The sequence below is a fragment of the Pandoraea sp. SD6-2 genome (genome assembly GCF_000389825.1).
In the GTDB taxonomy this organism is placed as follows: Bacteria; Pseudomonadota; Gammaproteobacteria; order Burkholderiales; family Burkholderiaceae; genus Pandoraea; species Pandoraea communis.
Genome location: NZ_KB944423.1, coordinates 105,257 through 131,991, shown reverse-complemented (window position 1 = coordinate 131,991; position 26,735 = coordinate 105,257). Strand labels below are relative to the sequence as shown.

The 26,735-nt window shown below is 61.8% G+C and carries 26 protein-coding genes; 12 read left to right on the top strand and 14 right to left on the bottom strand.

Features of this window, described 5'->3' with window-relative positions:
* Positions 1-102: 102 nt before the first annotated feature.
* The 3 genes from glxR to gcl all read right to left on the bottom strand — a co-directional run bounded on the left by glxR (position 103) and on the right by gcl (position 3,952).
* Complete coding sequence (glxR, locus tag C266_RS00610) at positions 103-1,095, bottom strand: 2-hydroxy-3-oxopropionate reductase (protein ID WP_256380686.1); 993 nt, start codon at positions 1,093-1,095, stop codon at positions 103-105.
* Positions 1,096-1,230: 135 nt separating this feature from the next.
* Positions 1,231-2,022: a hydroxypyruvate isomerase gene (hyi, locus tag C266_RS00605; RefSeq protein ID WP_010803795.1), complete on the bottom strand. Its 792-nt coding sequence runs from the start codon at positions 2,020-2,022 to the stop codon at positions 1,231-1,233.
* Between the two features lie 163 nt (positions 2,023-2,185).
* Positions 2,186-3,952: a glyoxylate carboligase gene (gene gcl / locus C266_RS00600; RefSeq protein WP_010803796.1), complete on the bottom strand. Its 1,767-nt coding sequence runs from the start codon at positions 3,950-3,952 to the stop codon at positions 2,186-2,188.
* 121 nt (positions 3,953-4,073) lie between these two features.
* On the opposite strand from gcl, the gene C266_RS00595 reads away from it, so the two are divergent.
* From C266_RS00595 to C266_RS00555, 9 genes are all read left to right on the top strand, one after another.
* Positions 4,074-4,985 carry a LysR family transcriptional regulator gene (locus C266_RS00595; protein WP_010803797.1) on the top strand — a complete coding sequence of 304 codons (912 nt, stop codon included), beginning with the start codon at positions 4,074-4,076 and terminating at the stop codon, positions 4,983-4,985.
* A gap of 163 nt (positions 4,986-5,148) precedes the next feature.
* A complete protein-coding gene (gene rpsF, locus C266_RS00590; RefSeq protein ID WP_010803798.1) occupies positions 5,149-5,526 on the top strand; it encodes a 30S ribosomal protein S6 in 378 nt (125 codons plus the stop codon).
* A gap of 46 nt (positions 5,527-5,572) precedes the next feature.
* On the top strand, positions 5,573-5,875 hold the full coding sequence (gene priB, locus C266_RS00585; RefSeq protein ID WP_010803799.1) for a primosomal replication protein N: 303 nt from the start codon (positions 5,573-5,575) through the stop codon (positions 5,873-5,875).
* Between the two features lie 2 nt (positions 5,876-5,877).
* A complete protein-coding gene (rpsR, locus tag C266_RS00580) occupies positions 5,878-6,159 on the top strand; it encodes a 30S ribosomal protein S18 (RefSeq protein ID WP_010803800.1) in 282 nt (93 codons plus the stop codon).
* Positions 6,160-6,186: 27 nt separating this feature from the next.
* Positions 6,187-6,639 carry a 50S ribosomal protein L9 gene (rplI, locus tag C266_RS00575; RefSeq protein WP_010803801.1) on the top strand — a complete coding sequence of 151 codons (453 nt, stop codon included), beginning with the start codon at positions 6,187-6,189 and terminating at the stop codon, positions 6,637-6,639.
* A 300-nt stretch (positions 6,640-6,939) separates the two neighbouring features.
* Positions 6,940-8,307, top strand: a complete 1,368-nt coding sequence (locus C266_RS00570) for a replicative DNA helicase (protein WP_010803802.1) — start codon at positions 6,940-6,942, stop codon at positions 8,305-8,307.
* A gap of 114 nt (positions 8,308-8,421) precedes the next feature.
* Positions 8,422-9,048, top strand: coding sequence for a DUF47 domain-containing protein (locus C266_RS00565; protein ID WP_010803803.1), 627 nt, complete (start codon positions 8,422-8,424; stop codon positions 9,046-9,048).
* Between the two features lie 13 nt (positions 9,049-9,061).
* The gene (locus C266_RS00560) at positions 9,062-10,072 is read left to right on the top strand and encodes an inorganic phosphate transporter (RefSeq protein WP_010803804.1); all 1,011 of its coding nucleotides are present in this window, start codon (positions 9,062-9,064) and stop codon (positions 10,070-10,072) included.
* A 356-nt stretch (positions 10,073-10,428) separates the two neighbouring features.
* Positions 10,429-10,701 carry a hypothetical protein gene (locus tag C266_RS00555; protein ID WP_010803805.1) on the top strand — a complete coding sequence of 91 codons (273 nt, stop codon included), beginning with the start codon at positions 10,429-10,431 and terminating at the stop codon, positions 10,699-10,701.
* On the opposite strand, the gene C266_RS00550 is transcribed toward C266_RS00555, so the two are convergent.
* From C266_RS00550 to C266_RS00500, 11 genes are all read right to left on the bottom strand, one after another.
* The gene (locus C266_RS00550) at positions 10,693-11,526 is read right to left on the bottom strand and encodes a C40 family peptidase (protein WP_051126083.1); all 834 of its coding nucleotides are present in this window, start codon (positions 11,524-11,526) and stop codon (positions 10,693-10,695) included. The genes C266_RS00555 and C266_RS00550 overlap by 9 nt on opposite strands.
* A gap of 206 nt (positions 11,527-11,732) precedes the next feature.
* Complete coding sequence (locus C266_RS00545; protein ID WP_010803808.1) at positions 11,733-13,469, bottom strand: PhoH family protein; 1,737 nt, start codon at positions 13,467-13,469, stop codon at positions 11,733-11,735.
* Positions 13,470-13,802: 333 nt separating this feature from the next.
* Positions 13,803-14,264 carry a peroxiredoxin gene (locus C266_RS00540; protein WP_010803809.1) on the bottom strand — a complete coding sequence of 154 codons (462 nt, stop codon included), beginning with the start codon at positions 14,262-14,264 and terminating at the stop codon, positions 13,803-13,805.
* A 57-nt stretch (positions 14,265-14,321) separates the two neighbouring features.
* A complete protein-coding gene (locus C266_RS00535; protein ID WP_010803810.1) occupies positions 14,322-15,227 on the bottom strand; it encodes a polysaccharide deacetylase family protein in 906 nt (301 codons plus the stop codon).
* A gap of 175 nt (positions 15,228-15,402) precedes the next feature.
* Positions 15,403-16,452: a bifunctional UDP-4-keto-pentose/UDP-xylose synthase gene (locus tag C266_RS00530; protein WP_010803811.1), complete on the bottom strand. Its 1,050-nt coding sequence runs from the start codon at positions 16,450-16,452 to the stop codon at positions 15,403-15,405.
* Between the two features lie 7 nt (positions 16,453-16,459).
* Positions 16,460-17,365, bottom strand: coding sequence for a formyltransferase (locus C266_RS00525; RefSeq protein ID WP_010803812.1), 906 nt, complete (start codon positions 17,363-17,365; stop codon positions 16,460-16,462).
* A complete protein-coding gene (locus C266_RS00520) occupies positions 17,362-18,384 on the bottom strand; it encodes a glycosyltransferase (protein WP_010803813.1) in 1,023 nt (340 codons plus the stop codon). The genes C266_RS00525 and C266_RS00520 overlap by 4 nt, the downstream gene beginning before the upstream one ends.
* Positions 18,381-19,547, bottom strand: coding sequence for a DegT/DnrJ/EryC1/StrS aminotransferase family protein (locus C266_RS00515; protein ID WP_010803814.1), 1,167 nt, complete (start codon positions 19,545-19,547; stop codon positions 18,381-18,383). Before C266_RS00515 ends, C266_RS00520 begins: the two co-directional genes overlap by 4 nt.
* An 85-nt stretch (positions 19,548-19,632) precedes the next feature.
* A complete protein-coding gene (locus tag C266_RS00510) occupies positions 19,633-20,004 on the bottom strand; it encodes an SMR family transporter (RefSeq protein WP_010803815.1) in 372 nt (123 codons plus the stop codon).
* Positions 20,005-20,145: 141 nt separating this feature from the next.
* Positions 20,146-21,912 (bottom strand): glycosyltransferase family 39 protein, encoded by a 1,767-nt coding sequence (locus C266_RS00505; RefSeq protein WP_144265660.1) that lies wholly within the window; start codon positions 21,910-21,912, stop codon positions 20,146-20,148.
* Positions 21,909-22,295 carry an Mth938-like domain-containing protein gene (locus C266_RS00500; RefSeq protein WP_010803817.1) on the bottom strand — a complete coding sequence of 129 codons (387 nt, stop codon included), beginning with the start codon at positions 22,293-22,295 and terminating at the stop codon, positions 21,909-21,911. Before C266_RS00500 ends, C266_RS00505 begins: the two co-directional genes overlap by 4 nt.
* A 332-nt stretch (positions 22,296-22,627) precedes the next feature.
* Here C266_RS00500 and C266_RS00495 point away from each other — a divergent pair, with 332 nt between their 5' ends.
* From C266_RS00495 to thrC, 3 genes are read left to right on the top strand one after another with little or no spacing between them, the layout of a single operon-like run.
* Positions 22,628-23,854, top strand: coding sequence for a pyridoxal phosphate-dependent aminotransferase (locus C266_RS00495; RefSeq protein ID WP_010803818.1), 1,227 nt, complete (start codon positions 22,628-22,630; stop codon positions 23,852-23,854).
* Positions 23,855-23,891: 37 nt separating this feature from the next.
* Positions 23,892-25,202, top strand: coding sequence for a homoserine dehydrogenase (locus C266_RS00490; protein WP_010803819.1), 1,311 nt, complete (start codon positions 23,892-23,894; stop codon positions 25,200-25,202).
* A 55-nt stretch (positions 25,203-25,257) separates the two neighbouring features.
* Complete coding sequence (gene thrC / locus C266_RS00485; protein ID WP_010803820.1) at positions 25,258-26,724, top strand: threonine synthase; 1,467 nt, start codon at positions 25,258-25,260, stop codon at positions 26,722-26,724.
* The last annotated feature ends 11 nt before the right edge of the window (positions 26,725-26,735 follow it).

Genomic DNA, 26,735 nt, shown 5'->3' with positions numbered 1-26,735 from the left:
GGCGCCGGCCGTTCATTCGAACGACTTGCGCCGTGACGCCCGGCCTCCGCCAGTGCGCGCCGTATCTCCCTGATTGCCTGACGTTGCCTGCGCGGCGGTGAATTACGCCACGGTATGGTTGGCGAGCATTTCCAGCGCACGCACCATGCCCGAGTGATCCCACGCGGCGCCACCGTTGGCGGCACAGGCGTTGAACAGCTCCTGGCACGTGGCTGTGTTCGGCAGCGAAACGCCGAGGGCCTTGGCGCTCTGGAGTGCCAGATTCAGATCCTTCTGATGCAATGCGATGCGGAAGCCCGGCTCGAAGTTGCGCTTGACCATGCGCTCGCCGTGCACTTCGAGAATACGCGACGATGCGAAGCCGCCCATCAGGGCCTCTCGCACCTTGGCAGGGTCGGCACCGGCCTTCGAGGCGAACAGCAGGGCTTCGCCCACGGCTTCGATCGTCAGCGCGACCACGATCTGGTTGGCGACCTTGCAGGTCTGGCCGGCACCGCTCTCGCCCACGAGCGTGATGTTCTTGCCCATCAATTCGAAGAACGGCTTCACGTCGTCGAACGCCGCTTGTGAACCGCCGACCATGATCGACAGCGAGGCAGCCTTCGCGCCGACTTCGCCGCCCGAGACCGGTGCGTCGAGGTATTCGGCGCCCAGCGCCTTGATCTTCTTGGCGTATTCCTTCGTTTCGATCGGCGAGATGGAACTCATGTCGACGACGATCTTGCCGGCCGAAAGGCCTTCGGCCAGTCCATCCTGACCGAACAGCACAGCACCCACGTCCGGGGTGTCCGGCACCATCACGAAGACGATGTCGGCACGCTTGGCGACTTCCTTGGCCGACGTACAGACCGTGGCCTGAGCGTCAATCAGGTCTTGCGGGGGCGTGCGGCGCTCGTACAGGAACAGCTTGTGACCGGCGTTTTGCAGATGCTTCGCCATCGGCGCGCCCATGATGCCCAGACCAATGAAACCGAGTTGTGCCATTTTGAGACTCCTTGTTGCCAAAGTTTGATGTGTGATTCGCTGACGCCCGGACGAGCGGGGCGATGGCGCGCAAGCGCGTCCCCCCGTGCTCCGGCCGCATGCCCCCTGCATGCGGCCGGCGGGGCCCTTCCTCGTCGAAACCCGGTCAGCCGGCGTGCCGCTTCATCGTCGTGCAGCTACGCCGTTGTGTCGTCTGCACGACGCCGGGGGAGGCGCAGTGCAGGGTGAACGGGGGCGTTTCGAAAATCAGGCGGCTTCGCGCAAACCCGCTGCCTTGAACCAGCCGAGACCGTCGGTCGTGGTGGTCGCGGGTTTGTACTCGCAGCCGATCCAGCCGTGGTAGCCAATGCGATCGAGGAACGCGAACAGGTAGGCGTAGTTGATCTCGCCCGTGCCCGGCTCGTTGCGGCCCGGGTTGTCTGCGAGTTGCACGTGAGCGATGCGCGCCAGATTCGTCTCGATGGTCTTGGCGAGTTCGCCTTCCATGCGCTGCATGTGATAGATGTCGTACTGCAAGAACAGGTTGTCCGAGGCGACAGCGTCGAAGATATCCAGCGCCTGTTTCGTGCGGTTCACGAAGAAGCCGGGAATGTCATACGTGTTGATCGGTTCAACCAGCAGGCGGATGCCTTCGGCCTTGAGCGCTGCGGCGGCGAAGCGAAGGTTTTCCACAAGCGTTTCCTGGGCAGCTTGCGTCGACAGGTCGGCGCCTTGCTTGCCCACGAGGCAGTTCAATTGCTTCACGCCCAGCGCCTTGGCGTAGGTGATCGCTTCGCCCACACCGTCGCGGAATTCGGCAACGCGATCCGGGAAGATGGCGATGCCGCGCTCACCGGCTTCCCAGTTGCCGGCCGGCAGGTTGTGCAGCACGAGGTCAAGCTGATACTGGTTCAGCTTGTCGGCGATCTGGTCGCGGTGAAACGAATAGGGGAACAGAAACTCCACGCCGCGAAAGCCCGCTGCGGCGGCCGCCTTGAAGCGGTCGAGGAACGGCACCTCGTTGAACAGCATGGTCAGGTTGGCGGCAAATTTCGGCATTGCGCTGACTCCTCTCTCTTTTTTAGGGGGTGGTTTCGACGATTTCGATGCAAGGGTGTTGCCGGGTTGCGGGGCGCGCACTTTGGCCGTTCACGGGCGCTAGCCGAAAGCGGAGGGGACGCACGCGCCCCGCAATCCTGTTGCAGATCTGGCTGGCTTCGGCTTATGCCGTCACTGCATTGTCTTCTTCCACGACGTCGACGATTTCTTCGAACTCATTGACGTTGTCGATCTCGGTGCCCATCGCGATGTTGGTCACGCGCTCGAGAATCACTTCCACGATCACCGGCACGGAGAACTCGGCCATCAGCTTGCGAGCCTGAGCAAACGCGGGCTGGATGTCATTCGGCTGGAACACGCGAATCGCCTTCACGCCGAGCCCTTCGGCCACCTTCACGTGATCGACGCCATAACCGTTCACTTCCGGCGAGTTCACGTTCTCGAACGCGAGCTGTACGCAGTAGTCCATATCGAAGTTGCGCTGTGCCTGACGGATCAGACCCAGATACGAGTTGTTCACGACCACGTGGATGTACGGCACCTTGAACTGCGCTGCCACGGCCAGCTCTTCGATCATGAACTGGAAGTCGTAGTCGCCCGAGATCGCCACCACGTCCGACGACGGCGATGCCACCTTCGCGCCGATTGCCGCCGGCACCGTCCAGCCCAGCGGGCCTGCCTGGCCGCAGTTGATCCAGTGACGCGGCTTGTTCACGTGCAGGAATTGTGCGGCTGCAATCTGCGACAGACCGATGGTCGAGACGTAGCGCACGTCGCGACCGAAGAACGCGTTCATTTCCTGATACACGCGCTGTGGCTTGATCGGCACCTGATCGAAGTCCGTGCGGCGCAGCATGGTGCGCTTGCGCTTCTGGCAGTCGGCCACCCACTGCGAGCGGTCCGGCAGACGGCCGGCAGCTTTCAGTTCCCTGGCAACTTCCACGAACAGTTTGAGGGCAGCCTTGGCATCGGAGACGATGCCGTAATCCGGACCGAACACGCGCCCGATTTGCGTCGGCTCGATATCGACGTGCACGAACTTGCGGCCCTTGGTGAAGACATCGACGCTGCCAGTGTGGCGGTTGGCCCAGCGGTTGCCGATGCCCATCACGAAGTCGGAGGCCAGCATGGTCGCGTTACCGAAGCGATGCGAGGTTTGCAGGCCGACCATGCCGGCCATGAGCGGATGGTCGTCGGCGATGGTGCCCCAGCCCATGAGCGTGGGCACGACCGGCACGTTCACCGTCTCGGCGAACTCGACGAGCAGATCGGCGGCGTCGGCATTGATCACGCCACCGCCCGAGACGATCAACGGACGCTCCGAAGCGACCAGCATCTGAATCGCCTTTTCGATCTGCGCACGCGAAGCCGCAGGCTTGTACACGGGCAGTGGCTCATACGTCTCCGGATCGAAGTCGATCTCGGCGACCTGCACGTCGAACGGCAGGTCGATGAGCACCGGCCCCGGACGGCCCGAACGCATCAGGTGGAACGCCTGCTGAAACACGCGCGGCACGAGGGCAGGCTCGCGCACCGTCACCGCCCACTTGGTGACCGGCTTGGCGATCGACTCGATGTCGACGGCCTGGAAATCTTCCTTGTACAGGCGGGCGCGCGGCGCCTGACCCGTGATGCACAGGATGGGGATCGAATCGGCCCATGCGGAGTAGAGACCCGTGATCATGTCGGTGCCTGCCGGGCCCGACGTGCCGATGCACACGCCGATGTTGCCGGCTTCAGCGCGCGTATAGCCTTCGGCCATGTGCGACGCACCTTCGACGTGGCGGGCAAGTACGTGCTCGACGCTGCCGGCCTTGCGCATCGCCGAATAGAACGGGTTGATGGCGGCGCCCGGCACGCCGAATGCGGTCGTGATGCCTTCCTTCTCCAGCACTCGGACGGCGGCCTCTACGGCGGTCATCTTGGCCATGTGACTCCTCCAATGGGTAATGAATAATGACGTTGGAGCTCACTTTAAGCCGGTACGATTTGTTTGATAAGATCACAAAAGATCGTTTTTTTAAGAACAAAAAGTATCGAATGGAGGCGTGATGGACCGTTACAAACAGATCGAAACCTTCGTGCATGTAGCTGAAGCGGGCAGTCTGGCAGCCGCAGCGCTAAAGGAAGGTGTCTCGCCGGTGATTCTTGGGCGGCGCATCGATGCCCTCGAAAAACGGCTTGGCATCAAGCTGATGTACCGGTCCACGCGCCGGCTGGCGCTCTCGGAGGAGGGCGGCGCTTTTCTCGAGCGCTGCAAGCAGTTGCTCGGCGACTGGGAGATGGCGGAGAACGAGATCAGCGCGGGACGCCATGCCGTCTCGGGGCATTTGATCGTGTCGGCGCCTGCGGCGTTCGGTCGCAAGCATGTGGCCCCGCACGCGCCGGCGTTTCTGCGCCTGCATCCGGAGGTTCAGATTTCGTTCAATCTGACCGACCGGGTGGTCGACATCGTGCGCGAGGGGTACGACATGGGCATTCGCATCGGCGGCTCCGTCGACCCGAACTTCGTGGCCGTGAAACTCGCGCAGAACCGGCGCGTGGTGTGCGGCACGCCGGCATATTTCGCGCGGCATGGCCGCCCTAAGACGCTGGAAGACCTGGCCAAGCACAATTGCCTTGCGTTTAACCTGCAAGGCGGCCAGCAACGCGGCTGGTACTTCAAGCGGCAGGGCAAGCTCGTGACGATTCGCGTGGCGGGCAGTCTGGACTGCAACGACGGCGAGTTGCTGCACCGCTGGGCGTTGGAAGGGCTGGGGCTGGGCTGGCGCTCGACGTGGGAAATCCAGCGCGAACTGCTCTCGGGAGCGCTGGAGACCGTGCTCGACGAATACGCGCTGCCCGACTACGACATTCTCGCCGTGTACCCGCAACAGCGCTTCCAGCCCGCCCGGGTGCGTCTTTTCATCGAGCAGTTGCGGCAGATCTACGCCCGTCCGAACTACTGGCTGGAGAATGCCTGAGGCAGGGCTGACGGTACCCGGGAGCGGGCGCCGGGACGCAAGTCGGACGGCACCGATAGGGTGGGAGTTGATGATCGACATGAATTCCGCTAGAATCGCGGGTTCTGCAACCTTGCTGCACTGGTTCTGACGCCCAGGCGGCTTTGTCCATAAGGAGCTCTATATGCGTCATTATGAAATCGTATTTATCGTTCACCCCGATCAGAGCGAGCAAGTGCCTGCGATGATCGAGCGCTACAAGGGCATGGTGACGGCCAAGGCTGGTCAGATCCATCGCGTCGAAGACTGGGGCCGTCGTCAACTGGCCTACATGATCGAAAAGCTGGCTAAGGCTCACTACGTCTGCATGAACATCGAGTGCGACCAGGAAACCCTGGACGAGCTGGAACACGCATTCAAGTTCAACGACGCCGTTCTGCGCCACCTCGTGGTTCGCATGAAGAAGGCCGAGACCACGCCGTCGCCGATGATGAAGGAAGTGGCCCGCGAAGAAGCCAAGAAGGCTGCCGCCGTGCCCGCGACCGAAGCTGTTGCTTCGTAATTAGCGCACCGGAACGCATCAGGGTGCCAACGGAAACATCGACCGCGTGAATCGTTTACGGCTAGAGGCCAGCATCGTCGAAATCGGCACGCTGCGCTATACCCCAGCCGGACTTCCTGTGATCGATGTCACGCTGGCCCATGCGGGAACTGTTGAGGAGGCGAGCGTCGCTCGTCAGGTCGAGTTCTCGATGCCAGCCGTTGCGATCGGTCCCATCAGTGCCAAAGTCATGGCGTTGGGACTCGAGAAGCCAGCCCAGTGGGCAGGTTTTCTGGCAAAAAAGCATCGCAATAGCCGCACCCTGGTGTTTCACATCACAGCATTGCAAGAATTTGAAAAGGATTGTTGAACATGCCGCGTCCTAACGGTAAAAACAAGAAGTTTGATCGTCGCCGCCAACAGCAAAACCCGCTGTTCAAGCGCAAGAAGTTCTGCCGCTTCACCGTCGCTGGTGTCGAGCAGATCGATTACAAGGATGTCGAAACGCTGAAGGACTTCATCGGCGACAACGGCAAGATCACCCCGGCTCGCCTGACGGGCACCAAGGCGCACTACCAGCGCCAACTCGATACGGCCATCAAGCGCGCGCGTTTCCTGGCGCTGCTGCCGTACACCGATCTGCACGGTGCTTAATCGCCAGTCGACGAAGGAGAATAGATAATGCAAGTGATTCTGCTGGAAAAGGTCGTCAACCTGGGTAACCTGGGCGACATCGTGAAGGTCAAGGATGGTTTCGCACGTAACTTCCTGATCCCGACCAAGAAGGCCCGCCGCGCCACCAAGGACGCGATCGCCGAATTCGAAGTTCGCCGCGCCGAACTGGAAAAGGCTGCCGCCGAGAAGCTGGCTGCTGCACAAGCCGAAGGCGAAAAGCTGAGCGGTCTGACCGTGCAAATCTCGCAGAAGGCCGGTGTTGACGGCCGTCTGTTCGGTTCGGTCACCAACTTCGACATCGCCGAAGCCCTGGGCACCCAAGGTTTCAAGGTCGAGAAGATGCAAGTGCGTATGCCGAATGGCCCGCTCAAGACCGTGGGTGACTTCCCGGTCCAGGTGGCGCTGCACACTGACGTCATCATCGACGTGAACGTGTCGGTGCTGGGCGAGCACGCCTAAGTCGTATCCGCGTCAGCTTCCCGACGCGAATAAAAGACGGAAGCCGGTCCGCCGGCTTCCGTTTTTTTATGCCTGTCTGTTCTGTTTTGCGGGTCGCCGGGATTATCCGGCTGCCGGTCATGCGCTGATCTACGCCGACCGCCTTCCGGTTGCGCTCCCTTCCACGTTCGTTACGTTCGATAGCTCCACCTTATGCTGCCTCCAGGGAAACTGCTGAACAAACCGCGCTCGGAAAAATCGTCGCGCAAGCGGGATTTTGCCGGGGGGGACCGCGATCGCGGGGACGGTATAATGCCCGGCATGAACGCGCCCGATCCCCAGCTCGATTCACTCAAAGTGCCGCCGCACTCTATCGAGGCGGAGCAATCCGTGCTTGGTGGGTTGCTGCTCGATAACAGCGCGTGGGATCGTATCGGCGACTTTCTGGCCGACTCGGATTTCTACCGCTACGATCACCGGATCATCTATCAGCATATCGGCCGCCTGATCGCCGGCGACCGTCCTGCCGACGTCATCACCGTTTTCGAATCGCTCACCTCTGCCGGTAAAGGCGAGGACGTGGGCGGGCTCGCGTATCTGAACGCGCTGGCGCAGAACACCCCGAGTGCGGCGAACATCCGCCGTTACGCAGAGATCGTGCGTGACCGGGCCGTGCTGCGCAAGCTCGTCACGGTGGCCGACGAGATCGCGTCCGACGCTTTCAACCCGCAAGGCAAGGAAGTGCGCCAGATGCTCGACGAGGCGGAGGCGAAGGTCTTCGCCATTGCCGAAGAGGGGTCGCGCAGCACGAGTGGTTTCCTTGAGTTGCAGCCGCTGCTCACGCAAGTGGTCGAGCGCATTGACGAGTTGTATCACCGCGAAGGCGGCAGCGACATCACCGGGATTCCCACGGGGTTCGTCGATCTTGATCGCATGACCTCGGGCTTCAATGGCGGCGATCTGATCATCGTGGCCGGCCGTCCGTCGATGGGTAAAACGACCTTCTCGATGAACATCGGCGAGCATATCGCCGTGGAAGAAGGGCTGCCCGTCGCCGTGTTCTCGATGGAAATGCCGGGCACGCAGTTGGCCATGCGTATGCTGGGGTCGGTGGGGCGTCTCGATCAGCATCGGTTGCGTACCGGTAAGCTGGTCGATGAAGACTGGCCGAAGCTCACGCACGCGATGCAGAAAATGAACGAGACGCAGTTGTTCGTCGACGAGACGCCTGCGCTCAACCCGATGGAACTGCGTGCGCGCGCGCGCCGTCTGGCACGTCAGTGCGGCAAGCTCGGCCTGATCATCATCGATTACCTTCAGCTGATGAGCGGCTCGGGCGGCGGTGAAAACCGCGCGACCGAAATTTCCGAAATCTCGCGTTCGCTCAAGGGCCTCGCCAAAGAGTTGAACGTGCCGGTGATTGCGCTCTCGCAGCTCAACCGTAGTCTCGAACAACGCCCGAACAAACGGCCGGTTATGTCGGATTTGCGTGAATCGGGCGCTATCGAACAGGATGCCGACATCATTCTGTTCATCTACCGCGACGAAGTGTATAACCCCGATACGCCTGACAAGGGCACCGCCGAGATCATCATCGCGAAGCAGCGTAACGGTCCTATCGGCCACGTGCGTCTGGCGTTTATCGGCGCCTACACCAAGTTCGACAATCTGGCGGGTCCCCAGTACTGACGCATTGATTTCCGCCCATTAGTGCGGGTGTGCGGTGACGCGCGCCCGCAACGAGGTAGAATGTGACGTTTTTGTGTCGACCCGTCCCCTATCAATACCCGGAGTTTTCCAATAATGTTCGGTCGCTTCATGCCCACCGAGGGCAAGTTCTTTGAGCTGTTCAACCAGCATGCAGCGTGCATGGTTGCCGGCAGTCGCGAGCTGTCCGCCATGCTCAACGATCTGCCCAATGCCGAGGCACGTACCGTTGCTGTGCAGAACAACGAAAAGAAAGCGGATCGCATCACGCACGAGACCATCGATCTGATGCACAAGACGTTCATCACGCCTTTCGACCGCGATGAGATCCATAAGTTGATCAGCACGATGGACGACATCCTGGATCTGATGGAAGACGTGGCGACGGCCGTGTGGATGTACGACGTCAAGAGTGTGCCGAGCGAAGCCCGTACGTTGGGCGAGATCTGTGTGAAATGCTGCGAGCGTGTGCAAAGTACCGTGGCGCTGCTCAACGATATGGATCGTGCCCGCGAGATTCTGAAGCTCTGCGAAGAAATCGACGGGCTTGAATCGGAGGCCGATCGCCTGCTGCGCGCGTCGCTGTCGAAGTTGTTCCGCGAAGAATCCGACGTGAAAGAGCTGATCAAGCAAAAGGCGGTGTCTGAATTGCTCGAATCGGTGACCGATAAGTGCGAGGACGTTGCCAACATCATCGAAGGCATTGTGCTGGAAAACGCCTGAGCGGAGACTTTCGATGGCAACGCTGCACATCAGCCTTTGGCTGATCGGACTATTGGTCGCTCTGGCGCTCTTGTTCGACTTCATGAACGGCTTTCACGACGCCGCCAACTCGATCGCCACGGTGGTCTCGACGGGCGTGCTCAAGCCGCATCAGGCGGTGGCTTTCGCCGCCATGTTCAACATCATTGCATTGTTCGTCTTTCATCTGAAAGTCGCGGCGACGGTGGGCAAGGGCACGGTTCACCCCGAGATCGTCGATCACTATGTGATCTTCGGCGCTCTCGTGGGCGCTATCGCATGGAACATCATCACCTGGTACTACGGCATTCCGTCGAGTTCGTCGCACGCCCTGATCGGTGGTCTGGTCGGCGCGGCGGTGGCCAAGGCGGGCACGGGGTCGCTCGTCGCGAGTGGTCTGCTGCAAACCGTGGCATTTATTTTTATCTCGCCGCTGCTTGGTTTCGTGCTCGGCTCGTTCTTCATGCTCCTGGTGTCGTGGCTGTTCTTCCGAACGCCACCCGCGCGCGTGGACCGCTGGTTCCGTCGCCTGCAACTGGTCTCGGCCGGTATGTACAGCCTGGGGCACGGGGGTAACGACGCGCAGAAAACCATCGGTATCATCTGGATGTTGCTGATTGCTGCCGGCATGTGGCCGCAGGAAGCGTCGGAACCGCCGTTGTGGGTGATCGTGGGCTGCTATCTGGCGATCGGTCTGGGCACCATGTTCGGTGGCTGGCGTATCGTGCGTACGATGGGGCAGAAGATCACCAAGCTCAAGCCGGTGGGGGGCTTCTGCGCCGAAACGGGCGGGGCGTTCACGCTGTTCTTCGCCTCGTGGCTCGGCGTGCCGGTCTCGACCACGCACACGATTACCGGGGCCATCGTAGGTGTCGGCGCCACGCGCAAGCTCTCGGCCGTGCGTTGGGGCGTGGCAGGCAACATCGTCTGGGCATGGGTGTTGACGATCCCGGCCTCGGCGTTCATTGCCGCTATCGCCTGGTGGGTGGGCAAACAGATTCTGTAATGTCTTTTCCGCAGTTATGCCGTCGTCATGGCGGCGAACTTGCCCGGAAACATGAAAAAAGCGGCTTCGGCCGCTTTTTTTATTTTCGCTTCGTGCCTCGCGTTGCACGAGCGCATTGACGCGCGATATGGCCTTCATCGAGAAAATCAATTTCAATAGTCAATTGCGATTGATTATCATTTTTTATAGCGTTTTATCGAACCCCGTTGGAGGCTAATATGAACACACTGATTCATCATTCCCTGCGCAGCCGTCCACTCGCCGCGCTCATGGGCGTGGCAATCAATATCGGCGGCGCCGCGACACTGCTCGCGCATCTGCGCTGACCCACATTACATTGGTCACACGGAGAGCGTATGCAACGCGACGCATTCGAGCGAGAACTGGCCCTGGAGGGTTTTACGGAGCTGGTGAAGGTAACGAGAGAGGCGGGCAATCTCGACGTGCATGCGCATCCCTTTGAGGCGAAGGCGCTGATTCTTTTCGGCGAGATCGCCATTCGCATCGGCGACAACGAGCGCGTGTATCACGAGGGCGATGTCTTCCATCTGAGGGCCAACGAAGCGCATGCCGAGCATTATGGCCCGGCGGGTGTGCAATATCTCGTTGGCCGCAAGACCCTACATTGAGCCGTTGGCGAAGCGGGCAATCGGATCGTCGTCCTGCGCGGGTGGCGTGACGAGGTTGGCGGTGCGGCTCGGTGGCGACACCTGTGGTGTTTCCATCGGCGACGGCGTAGCGGCCGTGAGCGGCCGGTTCGGTGCGGTGTTCATCGGTGCGATCGGCACATTAGCCAGCGGTGCTGCCGCAGGCGCTTGCGCAACCGTCGCCGGGGCCGAGCGATTGACGTAGGTCGTGTTGCCTGCGGGCGCCTTGTTGGCGGCCACGCGTCGAACGCCGTCGATCCGGCGTGCCCAGTACGGCACGTAGAGACTCTCCAGACGGACAGTGCCCCCCGTATTCGGGGCGTGCACGAACTTTCCCTGACCGACGTAGATGCCCACGTGCGAATGGGCGCGTCCCGTGGTGTTGAAGAAGATGAGATCGCCCGAGGCGAGATCGTCGCGCTCGAGTGGGGTGCCGACACCGCTCATATCGGCCGTCGTACGCGGCAGATTCACACCGGCGGCACGCGCCACCACATAGCGTACGAGACCGCTGCAATCGAAACCGGAATCGGGGGTATTGCCGCCGTAGCGGTACGGAATGCCAACAAGGCTCATCGCTTCGAGCGTGATTTCCTCCTGACCTGCGCTGCGCTCGGGCCCCACCGTGCGGTTGCCATAGTTCGCAGTGCCACCTTGTCTGACCGATGGGCCTGACGAGCACGCCGCCACCAGCAGCGTGAGGGTCAACGCGCCTGCGCACCGCCATAGCGCGTTCGGCAGTGCTGCCGGCAGCGCTGCGTGGCGAGCAACAAAGCGAGGAGTGCAGGGAGGGCGCTGAATTCGCATGCGCCGAGTTTACGACGCTTGCCGGGCAAATGCATCGCAAAAGTGCCGAAATACGGGCGTTCTGTGGCATTGATGTCACAAATGCGTCGATTCCCAGGCGATTTTGTCATCGACACACCGTGCCGCCTGTATCGAGCACAATAAAAAACGGCGCCCGAAGGCGCCGTTGCGATGAGCGTTGAATGCTCGTCATTGGCCCGAAGACGTCAGAGAATTTCCGCCGCGTAATCGGCCAGACGCGAGCGTTCGCCGCGCGCGAGCGTGACGTGTCCGCTGTGACCCCAGCCCTTGAAGCGATCCACCACGTAGGTGAGGCCCGAGCTGCCTTCGGTCAGGTAAGGCGTATCGATCTGCGCGATGTTGCCCAGACAGACCAGCTTGGTGCCGGGACCCGCGCGCGTGACGAGGGTCTTCATCTGCTTCGGCGTCAGATTCTGCGCCTCGTCGATGATGACGAACTTGTTCACGAACGTGCGCCCGCGCATGAAGTTCATGCTCTTGACCTTAAGTCGCGAGCGAATCAGTTCCTGCGTAGCCGCGCGGCCCCATTCACCTGCGGAGTCGTCCGTCTTTTGCAGCACTTCGAGGTTGTCGTCGAATGCGCCCATCCACGGTTGCATCTTCTCTTCCTCGGTACCCGGCAGGAAGCCGATATCTTCACCGACGGGCACGGTCGCGCGCGTGATGATGATTTCGTTGTAGCGCTTCTCGTCGAGCGTTTGTGCCAGGCCTGCAGCGAGGGCGAGCAGCGTCTTGCCGGTACCGGCCTGACCGAGCAGCGTGATGAAGTCCACTTCGGGATTCATCAGCAGATTCAGCGCAAAGTTCTGCTCGCGGTTGCGTGCCGTGATGCCCCACACATTGTTCTTGTGGTGCCCATAATCGCGCAGCGTTTGCAGTAGCGCCGTCTTGCCGTTGATCTCGCGAACCTGTGCGTAGAAGGGGGCCTCACCGTTGTTCGTCTCCAGATAGACGAACTGGTTGATGAGGAAATTCATGCACAGCGGCCCGGTAATGCGATAGAACGTGGTGCCGGTACGGTTGTCCTGCCAGCTCTCCATGCCCTTGCCGTGCTTGGTCCAGAAGTCCGGCGGCAGAGCCATCACACCCGAGTACAGCAGATCGCTGTCCTCGAGCACCTTGTCGTTGAAATAGTCTTCCGCAGGCAGGCCAAGCGCATGCGCCTTGACGCGCATGTTGATGTCCTTCGACACCAGCACAACCTGACGATCGCGGAATTTGTCCTGCAGTGCGCGCACGACGCCGAGAATCTGATTGTCGGCTTTGCCTTGCGGTAATCCTTCGAGCGGCGGCACTTCGTGCAGATCGGTCTGGAAATACAGGCGGCCCGTGGCGTCCTTGTTGCCGAGCCGGGAGAGGGGAATGCCCTCGGCCATCGACTTCGTGCCGCTTTCCGCGACCAGTCCATCAAGGGTACGGCTCACCTGACGCGCGTTGCGCGCCACTTCCGACATGCCTTTCTTGTGGTTGTCCAGCTCCTCCAACGTCATCATTGGCAGATAGACGTCGTGCTCTTCGAAGCGGAACAGGCTGCTCGGGTCGTGCATGAGCACATTCGTGTCGAGCACGAAGAGCTTGGCGGGTTCCAGATCCTTGTTGCGGGCACGCTTCGAACCACCGTTCGTCGCCGTCGACTTCACGGCCTTGAGAGACGGGGTTGCGCCGGTCGAGTCGGCTGCCGGAGGCGATTGGGGCGAGCGTGCTGCGGGCGACGGCTGTGGTGCAGTCTGCGTCACCGGACCTGTTTTCGGGACGACCTTCAATTCGGCCGTGCCTGCTGCACCGGACGTCTCGCCCAGTGCATGTTGTTCAGATGAGGGGATCGGTTTCTTGGCCTCCGTGCGCGAAGGTTTGAGGCGAGTGGGGAATTGTTCCGGGGCAAGCAGCGTGCCCGGTTTGGTCGGCGCCGATGGCAATGGCATAGATTTCCCGTTCAAGAAAACACAACACTACTCGGCCAGGACAGACAGCGATACCACACGTCCCGGCAACAAAAAAGCCGCCTGCCCGGACGCACCGGAGAGGCGGCTTGGCTGAAGGCGCCGCCGTGGCAACGCCTGCAATAGTCTCGTTCAATGCGCTTGATCATTACGGCCGACTATAACGTCTCTTGCCGGACTTGTATAGCGTCGAATGCTCTCGACGACGGCCGCTATCGACCTGTTCGCAACACCCTTACAGATAGCGCCCGTCCCGGTTCAATGGCGATGCCCGGCGCCCATTTGTCCCCGAGCATCGCACGTGCCGGCGGGTGTTCAGAGCGCCTGTACGGCAGCCAGGACATCCGCAACGTGATCGGGCACGCGCACGCCACGCCACTCCTGGCGCAACACGCCTTTTTCGTCGATCAGGAAGGTGCTGCGCTCGATACCCAAATGCTCTTTGCCATACAGTTTTTTCAACTTGATGACACCGAACAGCTTGCAGACGGCTTCGTCACCGTCCGAGATCAGCGCAAAAGGCAGTTCGAGCTTTCGCTGGAAATTCTCATGCGATCGAAGGCTGTCGCGCGACACGCCGACGATCTGCGCGCCGGCAGCCCGGAACTGATCATAGCTGTCGCGGAAATTCATGCCTTCCGTCGTGCAGCCGGGGGTGTTGTCCTTCGGGTAGAAGTAGATCACCACCTTCTGGCCGCGATGCGCCTTGAGCGAAAAATCGCCGCCGGTGGCCGGTGCGGTGAAATCGGGCACGGGAGTGTCGATGGCTACCGTCACTATGGTCTCCTTGGGTGGCCTTTCAAGGCCGAAACGGGGAAGCAGGTCGAGGCGGGTTCAGGCAACGGCCTGCCCCTCGAGAATCAGATCGCCTGAGCGGCCCGGAATTTCGCCCCACACGACGGGATGCGCCGGCAGCGAGGCGAGATCGAGCGTCTCGTAGTACTGGCCCATCGTCACCAGATCGTGCCCTTGACGACGCCATCCGGCCAGCAATTGACGGAACAACGGGGCCAGTTTTTGGCCCTCAAGCTCTGCGTGAAGCGTGAACACGTGATGTTGCGCCGGATCGCGGGTCAGGGCAAGCAGGTGCTCGGCCACGCCGTTGATATCGCGGCCGTCGATACCGAGCAACTCATCTACAGTGGGCAGCGTCGTCGGCATTTGCACGTGTTTCAGGCGCACGCCATCGACGATCGGGTAGTGCGGCGCCGTACCACGCCCGTCCGACGCATATTTCATGCCCCAGGCGTCGATCTGCCGGAAGGCGTCATTGTTCATCTGCCAGCCGGCCGCGCCGTGCGTGAGCGGCGGTGCGCCGAAGATCTGCGTGAAACGTGCATAGGCCTGCGACATCTGCCGCTGCGTCCAGGCGGCGTCGCGCGTGCGCACGTTGTCTTGCCAGTAGGTGTGGTCCCACGTGTGGATGCCGGTCTCGTGTCCGGCGTCCTGAACGGTGCGCATGACGCTGGCCGCGCGCAGCCCGATGTCCGGGCCAGGGAGCAGGGTGCCGTACATGAGCGTCTTGAAGCCGTAGTGTTCGACGACCGAAGTGCGCGAGACCTTCTTCAGAAAGCCGGGGCGGAAGACGCGCTTGAGCGCCCAGCCGGTGTGATCCGGCCCGAGGCTGAACAGGAACGTCGCTTGTGCCTCGTGCTCGGCCAGTGCCGCAAGCAGATTGGGCACGCCTTCACGCGTACCGCGCAGCGTGTCGACGTCGATCTTCAGGACAATCTTGGCCATAGCCGCCCTCAGGTGGGGGATCGCGCAGACTTCGCGCCATCTCCCGAATGTCGAATGAAAAATGTCGAGTCAAAAACGCCCGATGCGCCGAGGGCGCACCGGGCGTGCAGTGCAATGTCTTACCCGCAACCGAGTGGCGGCGGGCCAGAGCTTTGCACCTTGGCTCGTAACTCGGTTACTCGCCTTCGACCAGACGGCGAGCTTCGGCAACGTGGCTACGATACGCTTCGAAAATCTTGCGCAGTGCGTCGTCCATCGAGGTGGTCGGTGCCCAGCCGAGTTCCTGCATGGTGTTCTCGATCTTTGGCACGCGGTTCTGCACGTCCTGATAGCCGTTGCCGTAGTACGCGCCCGACGAGGTTTCGACAAGCTGAACCTTCTTGGCCGTGTCGGCGTACTCGGGGTATTCGGCGGCCAGCTTGAGCATCATGTTGGCCAACTCGCGCACCGAGAAGTTGTTCGTCGGGTTGCCGATGTTGTAGATCTTGCCGCTGGCAATGTTGTTCTTGTTGTCGATGATGCGTACCAGCGCGTCGATACCGTCGTCAATATCGGTAAAGGCGCGCTTCTGGTGGCCGCCGTCGACCAGACTGATGTTCTCGCCACGAGCGATGTGGCCGAGGAACTGCGTGACCACGCGCGACGAACCTTCCTTCGGCGTGTAGATCGAGTCGAGACCTGCGCCGATCCAGTTGAACGGACGGAACAGCGAGAAGTTCAGGCCTTCCTGCATGCCGTAGCCCCAGATCACACGATCCATGAGCTGCTTCGAGCAGGCGTAAATCCAACGCGGCTTGTTGATCGGGCCATAGATCAGCGGCGAGTTTTCCGGATCGAATTCGCCGTCGGTGCACATGCCGTAGACCTCGGAGGTCGACGGGAACACCAGATGCTTGCCGTACTTCACGGCCGAGCGCACGATCGGCAGGTTCGCCTCGAAGTCGAGTTCGAACACGCGCAGCGGGGCCTTCACGTAGGTGGCCGGCGTGGCGATGGCCACCAGCGGCAGGATCACGTCACACTTGCGGACGTGGTACTCGACCCATTCCTTGTTGATCGTGATGTCGCCTTCGAAGAAGTGCATGCGCTCGTGGTTGATCAGATCGCCCAGGCGATCCGTGAGCATGTCCATGCCATAAACTTCCCAGTCGGTCGTCTCCAGGATGCGCTTCGACAGGTGGTGGCCGATGAACCCGTTGACACCGAGAATCAGGACTTTTTTCATATTACGGTCAGTGATTGAGCTGGGAAAACTGTTCCGGCGTGACAGGCTTGCCGTCCAGCAATAGTTCATGAATGACGATGGCATTTGCGTCGCCGCAAACGCCAAGGAGCGCATTATCCACTACTTGCAGTCCGCAGGGCAAACCGGAGGGAGCCGGCGAGCGTGACAGACGGGCGCGCGTGACGACCCAGCGGTGGTCCGCTGCGTCGGTAAATGCGCCGGGATAGGGCGGCGCAACGGCGCGAATCAGGTTATAGACATCTTGTGCCGGCTTCGACCAGTCGATACGGCCGTCTTCCGGCTTGCGTCCGCCGAAGTAGCTGCCCGCGCTCAGATCGTTGAGATGACGCGGTGCCGTGCCGGCGATCAGGCCGGGCAGGCAGCGCCAGAGCGTCTGCTCGGCCGCGACCGTCACTTTCTCGAACACTTCGCCGGCCGTGTCATCCGGCAGGATCGGCACCGCCGTCTGGTCGATGATCGCCCCGGCGTCGGGCTTGGCGGCCATTTCGTGCAGTGTGGCGCCCGTTTCTATTTCGCCCTTCAAAACCGCCCAATTCACCGGTACGCGGCCACGATACTTCGGCAGCAACGAACCGTGCATGTTGAAGGCGCCTCGAGGGGCGACTTCGAGCACCGCCGGGGGAATCATGTGGCGGTAGTAGAACGAGAAGATGAAATCCGGCGCAATGGCACGAATTTGCTCGGCAAGCGCGGGATCGGCGGGATCGTCGGGGGTGACGACCGGGATGCCGTGCTCGGCGGCGACACTGGCGACACTGCCGAACCAGATGTTCTCGTTCGGATTGTCCTGATGCGTGACGACGAGTGCGACGTCGACGCCGCGCGCGAGCAGCACCCGAAGGCAGCGCACGCCAACGTTGTGATAGGCGAAAACGACGGCTTTGGCGCTCATGAGGCGTGCGATCCCAGTTCCGTCGCGCCGGTGGTCCGGCTGGCGCTTGAGGGGCCGCCGGCGGCGTTCTCCGAACGGCCCGACGGGTGTTCTTCAAGCACCGCCTGAACCAGATAGCGCGGGCGCTGACGAACCTGCTGATAAATGCGGCCGATGTATTCGCCGAGCAGACCCATGCCGAACAGAATCACGCCAAGCAGGCAGAACGTGACGGCGAACAGCGTGAACACCCCCTGGACTTCCGAGCCGAAGAGGAAGCGGCGGGCGATCAGCACAATGAACAACAGGCCGGAGGCGGCGGACAGTGTGATGCCTACGCCCGAGAGCCATTGCAGCGGCACCACCGAGAAGCCGGTGACGAGGTCGAAATTCAGACGAATCAGGCTATAGAGCGAATACTTCGACTCGCCCGCAAAGCGTTCCTCGTGAGCCACATCCACTTCCGTGGGGTTTTGCGCGAACGTGTAGGCCAGCGCCGGAATGAACGTGTTGATCTCGCGGCACTGATTGACCGTGTCGACGATGTGACGGCTGTAGCCGCGCAGCATGCAGCCCTGATCGGTCATGCGAATACGCGTGATGCGCTCGCGCAGGCGGTTCATGGCACGCGACGCATGGCGGCGGAACCATGTGTCCTGACGGTTCATGCGCACCGTACCGACATAGTCGTGACCTGCGGCCAACTGCTCGACGAGCTTGCCGATTTCTTCGGGCGGATTCTGCAGATCGGCGTCGAGCGTGATGACCCACTCGCCGCGCGTGTGCTCGAAGCCGGCCAGAATGGCCATGTGTTGTCCATAGTTGCCGTTGAACAGCACAACGCGCGTCACATCCGGACGCGCGCGGTACTGCTCGGCGAGCAGCGCGGCAGAACGGTCGCGGCTGCCGTCGTTGACGAACACCACTTCGTAAGTCACGCCCAGTTGGTCGAGCGCCGGGTACAGCCGGTCGAAGAGGGCGGCAAGTCCTGCCTCTTCGTTATAAACCGGGATGACGACGGAGAGTTGTGGACAATTCATTTTTGATGATCAGCGCAAATGGCATTAACGGCTTCGCAGACGCGCGCAACGTCGGCATGGGTCATGGCCGGGAACAGCGGCAACGTCAAGAGCGTGCGGCCGAGGCGTTCCGTATGCGGGAACTGCCCCTCATGGAAGCCGAGTGAACGATACATTGTAAACAGGTGGATAGCAGGGTAGTGGACGCCGCTGCCGATACCGCGCGCCTTGAGTTTTTCCATGACGCCGGCACGGGTGATCGTGAGCCGCTCCAGCGGCAACTCGACCTGGAACATATGCCAGTTCGAGTTCGTGAAGTCGGCATGCGGCAGACCGAGGCCCAACGCCACTGCGGGGCCTCCCGCGAGCGTATCGAAGTACAGGCGGACCAGTTCCTTGCGACGCGCGTTGAATGCCGCCAGGTGCGGCATCTGACCGAGGCCGACGCGGGCGGCGACATCCGTCAGGTTGAACTTGCCGCCGAGCACGTCGACGTCCATGCCGTCGAAGCCGGTGCGGGTCACGCCCTGCAGGCGGTACTTCTCGGCCAGACGTGCCTCGTCCTCATTGTTGAAGACGAGGGCGCCGCCTTCGATGGACGTCAGATTCTTATTGGCGTGGAAGCTGAACGACACGAGATCGCCCAGGGCGCCGATGCGCTCGCCGCGCCACGTCGATCCCATCGCTTGCGCGGCATCTTCGATCACGCGCAGGTTGTGACGGCGTGCAATGTCGTACAGCCGGTCCATATCGACCGGCAGTCCGGCGAGATAGACGGGGATAATGGCGCGCGTCTTGGGCGTGATCGCCTTTTCGAGCAGATCGAGGTCGATGTTGCGCGTGACCGGATCGACGTCGACAAACACGGGCGTCGCGCCGACTTCCAGAATCACGTTGGCCGTAGCGACCCACGACAGCGACGTGGTGATGACTTCGTCGCCGCCTTGGACGCCGGCGAGGCGCAGGCCGATCTCGAGCGTCGCGGTGCCGGAGTTGAAGGCGCGCACAGGGCGTCCGCCAAAAAACTCGGACAGCGCTTTCTCGAAGGCCTGCACTTGCGGGCCCGAGGTGATCCAGCCGGAACGCAGCACCTCGGCGACGCCAGCAATGGTGGCGTCGTCGATGCTCGGCCGCGTGAACGGCAGGAACGGTTGATTCGATTGGGAGGTTGCCGAGTCGCTCATGATGTAAGACAAAGCCTCAGGTAAGCATTGGGGGATGCGTCAGCACTTGATGCGGCGCACGCGTCGATTCCATCGGCTCACAGCCTTAGCTGCGCGCCAGAATATAAACACCGATCAGAATGATGCCGATAGCCACGACACGTTGCATCGACAGCGTCTCGCCAAACAGGTACCAGGCGGCGACCGCGTTCACGACATAACCGAGCGAGAGCATCGGATAGGCGATCGAGACTTCGACGCGCGAGAGCGCCAGAATCCAGACGACCACGCTAATGGCATAGCAGACGAGCCCACCCATGATCGGTACTTGTGTGGCGAGCTTGATGCCGATGGGGACGATATTGGCGCGCGTGAATTCGAGCGCGCCAATCGAGCCGGCACCGGCCTTGAGCAACAACTGGGCGCACGCGTTGAGCAGCACGCCCGTGAGAATAAGGGAAAACGTAGCGAGATTCATGGAACGTTTGTGAACGTTTGTGAACAATTATGGATGTTGCAAATTGGCTGGCGCTTAGCCCTGCTAAGCCTCCGGCCTCGTAATGCTGCCGCTGTGCGGCGCGAATGATCGGGGAAGCAAGTCAATCGACGGGCAAGCGCGCTATTTTACGTTGTCTCCCGGCTGCGGTTTCGAGATCACTATGCGGCGACTGTCACGCGCGATGATGTGCATCGGCAGATGTTGCGCTTCGAGCTGACCGAACGTGCCCGGGTCGACCAGCGCGAGGGCTTTGGGGTCGGCCCGCCAGCGGGCGTAGAAGTCATCAAGCGTCGGCAGCCACTTCTGCGGCTCCTGCGTCACGCCGAATTCGAGTTCGTCCGGATGCTGCACCATGATCATCGTGCGGCCGAGGTAATACGGCATGGTGTGATCGAGCACATTCACGGAATAGAAAGGCACGTTCGGCCCGAGACGCTGCATCTCCGACTCGATCGCCGGCACGAGCAGTACGCCCGAGCTTTGGCGGCCGAACACTTCATGCCCCATGCCGCCGACCATCACAAGCAGCAGCATGGCGCCGGCAAAGGTGAGCAGGGCGCGACGTGCGCTGTGCCGCGCCAGCCGCCAGGCCACGAGGGTTCCCGCCAGACCGATGCCGAGTGCGAAGTACAACCAGATCTGGAAGGCTTTGTACAACTCGTTCGGGTTGCGCACGCTGCCTGCGCGCCCCACGAAGATGGCCACCATGACCAGCGCTGCGATCAGGAAGATCGCGTAACCGGCCAGATGCAGGCGTACCGTTTCGCGGCGCAACTGTGCCAGATACAGGCCGAAGAGCAGGGCCATGGCGGGTGCGATGGGCAGCAGATACGAAATCAGCTTCGAGTGCGAGGCGCTGAAGAACGCAAAGATGAACAGCGACCACACCCAGAGCATCAGCGCCGGGGCAAAGCCGTTGGGCTGGCGCGGCATGCGCAGCGTGGCGCGCACGGTACCCGGCAGCACCGACAACCAGGGCAGGAAGCCGACGATGAACACGGGGACGAAGTACCACGGCGCGCCATCGCGATTGTGGCCCGCCATCGCGAAGCGGCGGAAGTGCTCGTTGATGAAGAAGAAGTCGAAGAATTCCGGATTGTGAATCTGCACGAGCACGAACCACGGGGCCGCAATCGCAAAGAAGACGATCAGGCCGCTGCCCAGATACAGGCGCCGCCACAAGGCCCAGTCGCGTGCGACGAACGTGTAGATGACGAGCACGCCGCCCGGCAGCACGATGCCGACCAGCCCCTTGCTCAGCACGGCGAGCGCCATGGCCGCCCAGCACAGCCACATCCAGCCGCGCACGGCGGCGCGCGCCAGCCCTGGGCGCTGGGCCAGCAGCAGTGCGCACAGTGAAAGGCCCATAAAGAACGACAGGCCCATGTCGAGCACGTTGAAGTGCCCGAGCAGCGACCACAGCGGCGCGCAGGCCAGCGCTGCGGCGGCGAACAGGCCGACACGCGCATTGAACACCCGGCGGCCGGTGAAGCCAACCATCAGCACACCGGCAAAGCCGGTGAGCGCTGTCCACAGCCGGGCTTGCCATTCGCCGAGTCCGAAGGCGACAAAGGTGAGCGCGTTCATCCAGGTTTGCAGCGGCGGCTTCTCGAAATATTTGTAGCCGTTGTAGCGCGGCGTAATCCAGTCGCCGGTGACCCACATTTCGCGTGCCATTTCCGCATAACGCCCTTCGTCGCTCGCAATCAGATGGCGATAATCGAGCGCGCCGAACCACACAAGCGCGAACGCCACAAGAAGCAGCCAGAAAGCAGCGGGGGACAGCGGATAGGACGAGGGGGGCGCGTTGGAGGCGTTGGACGCTGAGAGCGGAGGTGGAGCGAGGGGTTCGGCCGATAGGCCGGAGGCGAGCGGGCGGCGGCTCACTCAGCCGCCTCGGTCTCGATGAGCAGCGCGAGCACGACCCGGCGTCCTTCGCTCATCAGAATGTTGTAGGTGCGGCAGGCCGCCTGGGTGTCCATGGAGTCCACGCCGATACGGGTGCTGGTGAGCGTGCTGGTCAGCCGGGGATGGGCGAAGCGCAGGCGATTGCCGCTGCCGAAGATGACGACCTCGGGGTCGAGGGCGCGCAGCTTTTCGAAATGGGACGGATCGAGCGCGTCGAAGCGCGACACCGGCCAGGCCTGAATCTCGCCCTCGGGCGCAATGATCACACTTTGTTCGTGACGAACCTTGTTCACCTCGACGTAGCCGGGGCCGTAGCCGGTGACAGTGTTCAATGCTTGCGACGGGTCTTGATGCAGTTTCACTTTCGGAGATTCCCTACCCATGGGGTTAACCAATGGTTATCCAGTGGTCGACGAGCGTCGGCGGGTCGTGCAACGGTCGGGCATCTTGCCTCGCGTGGCGCAAACCGTCAATGATGCATTGCCGAACTCTGTCATAATTGGCTAAATTATAGCTTTTTGCCGTACGCAGCACGGCAAAACCGTTGCAGTGCGGCATTTGCCACGCCGAAACCGGGGGGGACGCGGTGTCATGTGCGCTTCGCGCACACGCTTGCGGACCGCCGGTCCGCCGTGCGTCCCGCCTGCTGCCGGCCCGTTCGGACGCTGCGCCGCCCGTCAAGACCACTACCGCCGTGAAACCGATCCTCAAATCGCAGAAATTGCAGAATGTCTGTTACGACATTCGTGGGCCCGTGCTCGAACATGCCAAGCGCATGGAAGACGAAGGTCATCGCATCATCAAGCTGAACATCGGTAATCTCGCGCCGTTCGGCTTCGAGCCGCCCGACGAGATCGTGCAGGACATGATCCGTAATCTGCCGAATTCGGCCGGTTATTCGGATTCGCGGGGCGTGTTCGCGGCGCGCAAGGCGATCATGCACTACTGCCAGCAAAAGCGCATCAAAGATGTGCGGCTCGACGACATCTACCTCGGCAACGGGGCGTCGGAGCTGATCGTGATGGCCATGCAGGCGTTGCTCAACGACGGCGACGAAGTCCTGGTACCTGCCCCCGATTACCCGCTCTGGACGGCTGCGGTCAGCTTGTCGGGCGGCACGCCGGTGCATTACCTCTGCGACGAGCAAGCCGACTGGCAGCCCGATCTGGCGGATATCCGCAAGAAGATCACCCCGAATACGCGGGCGATCGTCCTCATCAACCCGAACAACCCGACCGGGGCGCTGTATTCGGACGAACTCCTCAAGGATATCGTCTCGCTCGCCCGCGAGCACAAGCTCATCATTTACGCCGACGAGATTTACGACAAGATCGTCTACGACGGCGCAGAGCACACCTCGATCGCGTCGCTTTCCGAGGATGTCCTCACCATTACGTTCAACGGCCTGTCCAAGAGCTATCGCGCTTGCGGCTATCGCTCAGGCTGGATGGTGGTGTCGGGCGACAAGCGTCCGGCGCGCGACTACATCGAAGGGCTGAACATTCTGGCCTCGATGCGTCTGTGCCCGAATGTGCCGGGCCAGTACGCCATTCAGACGGCGCTGGGCGGCTATCAGAGCATCAATGACCTGATCGTGCCGGGCGGGCGCCTGTACGAGCAGCGCGAGATCGCCCACCGTATGCTCACCGACATTCCCGGTGTGACCTGCGTGAAGCCGAAGGCGGCGCTGTACTTGTTCCCGCGTCTCGATCCTGCGGTGTATCCCATCGCCAACGATCAGGACTTCATCCTCCAGTTGCTGCTCGAAGAGAAGGTCCTGCTGGTGCAGGGCAGCGGCTTCAACTGGATGCATCCCGACCATTTCCGCGTGGTGTTCCTGCCTCACGAGGGCGACCTGGAAGACGCCATCAGTCGCATTGCCCGCTTCCTGGACGGTTATCGCCGTCGCCACGGCAAGTGATGCGCGCCAACCGATTTCGACTTTTGAGTAAAACTGCATGAAACCGATCAAATTGGGCCTGCTCGGCCTTGGCACGGTGGGCTTCGGTGCCTTCCAGGTACTCGCTCGCAACCAGGAAGAAATTCAACGTCGCGCCGGCCGGGGCATCGAGATTACGAAGGTCGCGGTGCGCAACGTCGAACGCGCCCGCGGCCTCGTCGGCGATGCGGCCGTCGTGACGGGCGATCCGTTTGAGGTGGTCAACGACCCGGACATCGACGTCGTGGTCGAAACCATCGGCGGCTACGACCTCACCAAGGAATTGGTGCTCAAGGCGATCGAGAACGGCAAGCACGTGGTCACGGCCAACAAGGCGCTGCTGGCCGTCTATGGCAACGAGATCTTCGCCGCCGCGCGCAAGGCCAACGTGATGGTCGCTTTCGAAGCGGCAGTCGCCGGGGGGATCCCCATCATCAAGGCGCTGCGCGAAGGCCTGACCGCCAACCGCATCCAGTGGATCGCCGGCATCATCAACGGCACCACGAACTTCATTCTTTCGGAGATGCGCGACAAGGGCATCGACTTCGACGTGGCGCTGGCCGACGCGCAGCGTCTGGGCTACGCAGAAGCCGATCCGACCTTCGACATCGAAGGTGTGGACGCCGCGCACAAGCTCACGCTCATGAGCGCGATCGCTTTCGGCGTGCCGGTGCAGTTCGATCGCGCGTATATCGAAGGCATTACCAAACTGTCGGCACTCGACATCAAGTATGCGGAAGAGCTGGGCTATCGCATCAAGTTGCTGGGTATCACGCGTCACGTGGAGGCGGGCATCGAGCTGCGCGTGCACCCGACGCTGATTCCGGCCAAACGTCTCATCGCGAACGTGGAAGGGGCCATGAACGCCGTGCTGGTGCAGGGTGACGCCGTGGGCGCCACGCTGTATTACGGCAAGGGAGCAGGCGCCGAGCCGACCGCCTCGGCCGTGGTGGCCGACATCGTCGACGTGACGCGTCTGCAAACGGCCGATCCGGAGCATCGCGTGCCGCATCTGGCCTTCCAGCACGACGCGCTGTCGAATACGCCGGTGCTGCCGATCGACGAAGTCACCACGAGCTACTACCTGCGCTTGCGCGTGGTCGACCGTGCTGGCGTGATGGCGGCGCTCACGCGCATCCTCGCCGACCTGGATATTTCCATCGATGCGCTGCTGCAAAAGGAATCGCGCGAAGGCGAGCACCAGACCGACATCATCCTCCTGACGCACCAGACCCAGGAGAAGCACATCAACTCGGCGATCGCAAAGATCGAGGCCATGGAAACGGTGCTCTCGAAGGTCACGCGCATCCGTATGGAAGCGTTGAGCTGAGCGCCTGGGCGCCGGCGTCTGGCCACATGAACCGATACGACAGGACACGACCCACATGAAATACATCTCCACGCGCGGCGCGGGCCTGACCTCGGGCGAGCCGCAATCGTTTTCCAGCATTCTGCTCGGCGGTCTGGCACCGGATGGTGGCCTGTATCTGCCGACGCAATACCCGCAAGTGACTGCCGACGAGTTGCGCGCCTGGCGACAGTTGTCGTACGCCGATCTGGCCGCCAAGGTGCTGACCAAGTTCGCGGGCGATATTCCGGCTGAAACGCTGGCGGACCTGACGAAGCGCACGTACACCGCCGAGGTGTACTGCAACGTGCGTCCGGGGGAGGACGCCGCCGAGATCACGCCGCTGCTGCCGCTAGGTGTCGAGAAGGACTCGCAACTCTCGCTGCTGGCGCTCTCGAACGGCCCGACGCTCGCGTTCAAAGACATGGCCATGCAGTTGCTGGGCAACCTGTTCGAGTACGCACTGGCGCAGCATGGCGACGCGCTCAACATTCTCGGCGCGACGTCGGGTGACACGGGCAGCGCGGCCGAGTACGCCATGCGCGGCAAGGAAGGCATTCGCGTCTTCATGCTCTCGCCTGCGGGCAAGATGAGCGCGTTCCAGACGGCACAGATGTACAGCCTGCAAGACCCGAACATCTTCAACCTCTCGGTCGAAGGCGTATTCGACGATGCGCAGGATATCGTCAAGGCGGTCTCGAACGATCATGCCTACAAGGCGCGCTACAAGATCGGCACGGTCAATTCGATCAACTGGGCGCGTGTCGTGGCGCAGGTCGTGTACTACTTCAAGGGGTATTTCGCGGCCACGGGCGGCAAGGCAGGGCAGGACGGCGAAGTGTCGTTCACGGTGCCGTCGGGCAACTTCGGCAACGTTTGCGCGGGCCATATCGCGCGCATGATGGGCCTGCCGATCCGCAAGCTGGTCGTGGCGACGAACGAGAACGACGTGCTCGACGAATTCTTCCGCACGGGCCGTTACCGCGTGCGCAAATCCGCCGAAACGTTCCACACGAGCAGCCCGAGCATGGACATCTCGAAGGCATCGAATTTCGAGCGATTCCTGTTCGATCTGCTGGGTCGCGATGCCACGGCGACCGCCGGGCTGCTGTCGAAAGTGGAGCGCGAAGGCGGCTTCGATCTGTCGGGTACCGAGGCGTTTGCCCGAGTGGCGCAGTTCGGTTTCGTTTCAGGCCGCAGCACGCACGCCGATCGCGTGACGACGATTCAGGACGTGGCCAAGCGCTACGGCGTGGTCATCGATACGCACACGGCCGATGGCGTAAAGGTGGCTCGCGAAGCCCTCGAGCCCGGTGTGCCGATGGTGGTGCTCGAGACCGCGCAGCCCGCGAAGTTTGCCGAGACGATTCGCGAGGCGTTGCATCGTGAGCCGCCGCGGCCTGCCGGGTTCGAGCAGCTCGAATCGCTGCCGCAACGTTTCGAGACCGTGCCGAACGACGTGGCTCGCGTGAAGGCCTACATCGCGGAGCACACCGGCCTGTAAGCCGGCGATTG